The sequence below is a fragment of the Kocuria sp. CCUG 69068 genome, from assembly GCF_020833785.1.
Taxonomy (GTDB): domain Bacteria; phylum Actinomycetota; class Actinomycetes; order Actinomycetales; family Micrococcaceae; genus Kocuria; species Kocuria rosea.
On record NZ_PDDL01000192.1, the window covers coordinates 1 to 2,974 of the forward strand.

4 protein-coding genes are annotated in these 2,974 nt (G+C 73.5%); 2 read left to right on the forward strand and 2 right to left on the reverse strand.

The window, feature by feature from the left end; translation table 11 throughout:
- Window positions 1-849: c-type cytochrome biogenesis protein CcsB (gene ccsB, locus CRM73_RS18670; RefSeq protein WP_229588729.1), on the forward strand; the 849-nt coding region annotated here is incomplete at its 5' end.
- A 215-nt stretch (window positions 850-1,064) separates the two neighbouring features.
- Here the strand turns inward: ccsB and CRM73_RS18675 are convergent.
- Entirely contained in the window at window positions 1,065-1,538 is a 474-nt protein-coding gene (locus tag CRM73_RS18675) for a PLDc N-terminal domain-containing protein (RefSeq protein ID WP_017832476.1), read from the reverse strand.
- A 110-nt stretch (window positions 1,539-1,648) separates the two neighbouring features.
- Here CRM73_RS18675 and CRM73_RS18680 point away from each other — a divergent pair, with 110 nt between their 5' ends.
- Window positions 1,649-1,936 carry a DUF4229 domain-containing protein gene (locus tag CRM73_RS18680; protein WP_017832475.1) on the forward strand — a complete coding sequence of 96 codons (288 nt, stop codon included), beginning with the start codon at window positions 1,649-1,651 and terminating at the stop codon, window positions 1,934-1,936.
- A 30-nt stretch (window positions 1,937-1,966) separates the two neighbouring features.
- On the opposite strand, the gene CRM73_RS18685 is transcribed toward CRM73_RS18680, so the two are convergent.
- A complete protein-coding gene (locus tag CRM73_RS18685) occupies window positions 1,967-2,848 on the reverse strand; it encodes a 1,4-dihydroxy-2-naphthoate polyprenyltransferase (RefSeq protein ID WP_017832474.1) in 882 nt (293 codons plus the stop codon).
- Window positions 2,849-2,974: the final 126 nt, after the last annotated feature.

Consider the following 2,974-nt stretch of genomic DNA (forward strand, 5'->3'; position numbering starts at 1 on the left):
GCGGGCCACCGCGGGCGCGGCTACCGCACGAGCGCGCGCTCCGCCCTGTCCGGCCACGTGGCGGACGAGGAGATGCGCTACACCGGCGAGCGCCGGCCCGCCGCCCGCGTGGCCGTGGCCGTCATGGTCCTGGGCTTCGCCGTGCACGCCGCCGCCGTGCTCAGCCGGGCCTTCGCGGCCGGGCGGGTGCCGTGGGGCAACATGTACGAGTTCTGCACCACGGGCGCCCTGGTCGTCGCGGGCGTGTTCCTGCTGGCCCTGCTGGCCCGGGACCTGCGCTTCGTGGGCTCCCTGGTCTCCGGGCTCGTGGTGATCATGCTCTGCGCGGCCACCATCGGCTTCCCCACCCCGGTGGGACCGCTGCAGCCCGCCCTGCAGTCCTGGTGGCTGGTGATCCACGTGTCCATCGCCGTGGCCGCCTCCGGGATCTTCACCATCACGTTCGCCATGGCCGTCCTGCAGCTGCTGCAGGCCCGGCGGGAGCAGATCATCCTGTCCGGCGAGCGGCCCGGCGCGGGGTTCCTGGCGATGGTCCCGTCCTCCCAGGCGCTCGAGAACCTGTCCTTCCGGCTCAACGCGGTCGGGTTCGCGTTCTGGACCTTCACCCTCGCCGCCGGCGCCATCTGGGCGGAGCAGGCCTGGGGCCGCTACTGGGGCTGGGACACCAAGGAGGTCTGGACCTTCGTGATCTGGGTGGTCTACGCCGCCTACATGCACGCCCGCGCCACCCGGGGCTGGACCGGCAACCGGTCGGCCTGGCTGTCGATCGTCGGCTACCTCTGCGTGATCTTCAACTTCACCGTGGTCAACACCGTCTTCCCCGGCCTGCACTCCTACTCCGGGGTCTGACCCGGCCGCCCCGCCGGGCGACGACACCGGAACGGCCCGCACCGGCAGGTGCGGGCCGTTCGTCGTGGTCGGGGCGGTCGTGGCCGGGGCGTCCGGCCCGGTCGGGTCCGCGGCGGGGCGGCTCCGGCGCGTGGTCCCGCTCTGAGCGGTCCTGCCGTGGGGCCCTGCCGGGTGGTCCCGCCGTGCGGTCCTGCCGGGCGGTCCTGCCGGGCGGATCAGCCGCGCGGGGGCCGGCTGCCGGGGGAGCCGTCCGTCGGCCCGTCGCTGCGGCCGGCGGACGAGCCGCCGGAGGGCCCGTCGTCGGGGCGCTCGCCGGGAGCCCCGTCCGGCCCGGTGCCGCCGGACGCTCCCGGTCCGCCGTTGCGTCGCAGCTCCTCCTCCCACTGCCGGAGCTTCTCGGCCTTCTCCTGCTGCCGGCGGCGCTCCTCGAGGTTGCGCAGGAACTGGGGGTCGTCGTCGGGCCCCCTGCCGCGCGCGGGACGCGAGGACTCCGCGGTGCCCTTGGGCCGCCCGAGGAACAGCCACAGGAGGGCGCCGAGGAGGGGGAGGAGGAGGATCACCGCGATCCAGCCTCCCTTGCGGAGACCGCGCATGTCGGTGCTGTCGGTCCGGGCGCACTCGATGAGGGAGTAGACGATCACGCCCACCGCCAAAGCGGCCGCGCCGATGATGAGGATGGCTCTGCCCATGCCGACAATCGTAGGGGAGTTGCCTGGACGCCAGCTCAGCGCTCCGGAGGCCCTGTCCGCCGCTCCGCCGGCCCGGGGAACCTGTCAGGAGCTCCGGCTAGACTGGGCGCGTGAATTTCCTGAAGTACTCCCTGCTCCGGTTCGCGCTGCTCGTGCTGGCCTTCCTGCTCAGCATGTGGCTGGGCGTGGGGCTGGTCCTGTCCGGGGTCGCCGCGGTGGTCATCTCCTTCGCGGTCTCCTACCTGTTCTTCCCGCGCCTGCACAGCGCCGCGGGGGAGGAGTTCCACCGGTGGTTCGCGCGGGCGCCGAAGCCCCGCAACCGGGTGGCGCTGGAGGACCAGGAGGTCGAGGACGCCTACGTGGACCGGCGGCTGCGCGAGGACGGCCGCGAGGTCTGAGCCGCCCGCCGCCGCGTCCTCACCGGGTGCTCACCACCACTGCCGCAGCAGCACCGCCAGCAGGAAGAGCACGGCCCAGCCCACGTTGAGCACCCCGCACTGCCGGAGCACGGGGATGAGCTGGCGCCGGTCCTGCACCCGCAGCACCGTGGCCACGGGCGCCCACGCCAGGGGCAGGAGCAGCAGCACCAGGAGCATCCACGGGTTGTCGGGCACCAGGAACAGCACGAGCGCGAACGCCACGGCGATCTCCGCGGTGAACACCACCCGCGCCAGCGGGTCGCCCAGCCGCACGGCCAGGGTCCGCTTGCCGACCTCCCGGTCCCCGGGCAGGTCCCGGATGTTGTTGGCCATCAGCAGGGCGGTGGCGATCAGACCGGTGGACAGGGCCGCGACGAAGGCCTCGAGGTTGAGGGTGCCTGCCTGGGTGAGCGTGGTGCCGAGCACGGCCACGAGCCCGAAGTACACGAACACGAACACGTCCCCGAGCCCGCGGTACCCGTACGGGCTGCGTCCGCCGGTGTACCCCCACGCGGCGAGCACGGCCGAGAGGCCCACGGGGATGAACCACCACTGACGGCTCAGCACCACCAGAGCCGCGCCGGCGAGCGCGGCCAGGCCGAAGCACAGCAGCGCCGCCGCCCGCACCTGCCCCGGCGCGGCGGCCCCGGAGCCGGTGAGGCGCAGGGGGCCCACGCGGTCGTCGTCGGTGCCCCGGATGCCGTCGGAGTAGTCGTTGGCGTAGTTCACGCCGATCTGCAGGAGGAGGGCGACCAGCAGCGCGAGCAGCGCGCGGACGGGGTCGAACGAGTGCAGGGCCTGGGCCGCGGCGGAGCCGGCCACCACGGGGGCGAGGGCCATCGGCAGCGTCCGGAGCCGGGCCCCCTCGATCCACTGTGCTGGCGTGGCCACGGGCTACCTCCGTCGGGAACGACCCGCGCGGGTGCGGGAAATGCGGATTCCATGTTCACGATAAGAACAGATACCGTCATTCCCGCAAGCCCTGACCACGCCAGAACAGGGCGCACACCGTAATGA

Coding starts and splice junctions, on each gene's coding strand:
- CRM73_RS18675 (WP_017832476.1), bottom strand. CDS start 1,538: ATGGGCAGAGCCATCCTCATCATCGGCGCGGCCGCTTTGGCGGTGGGC.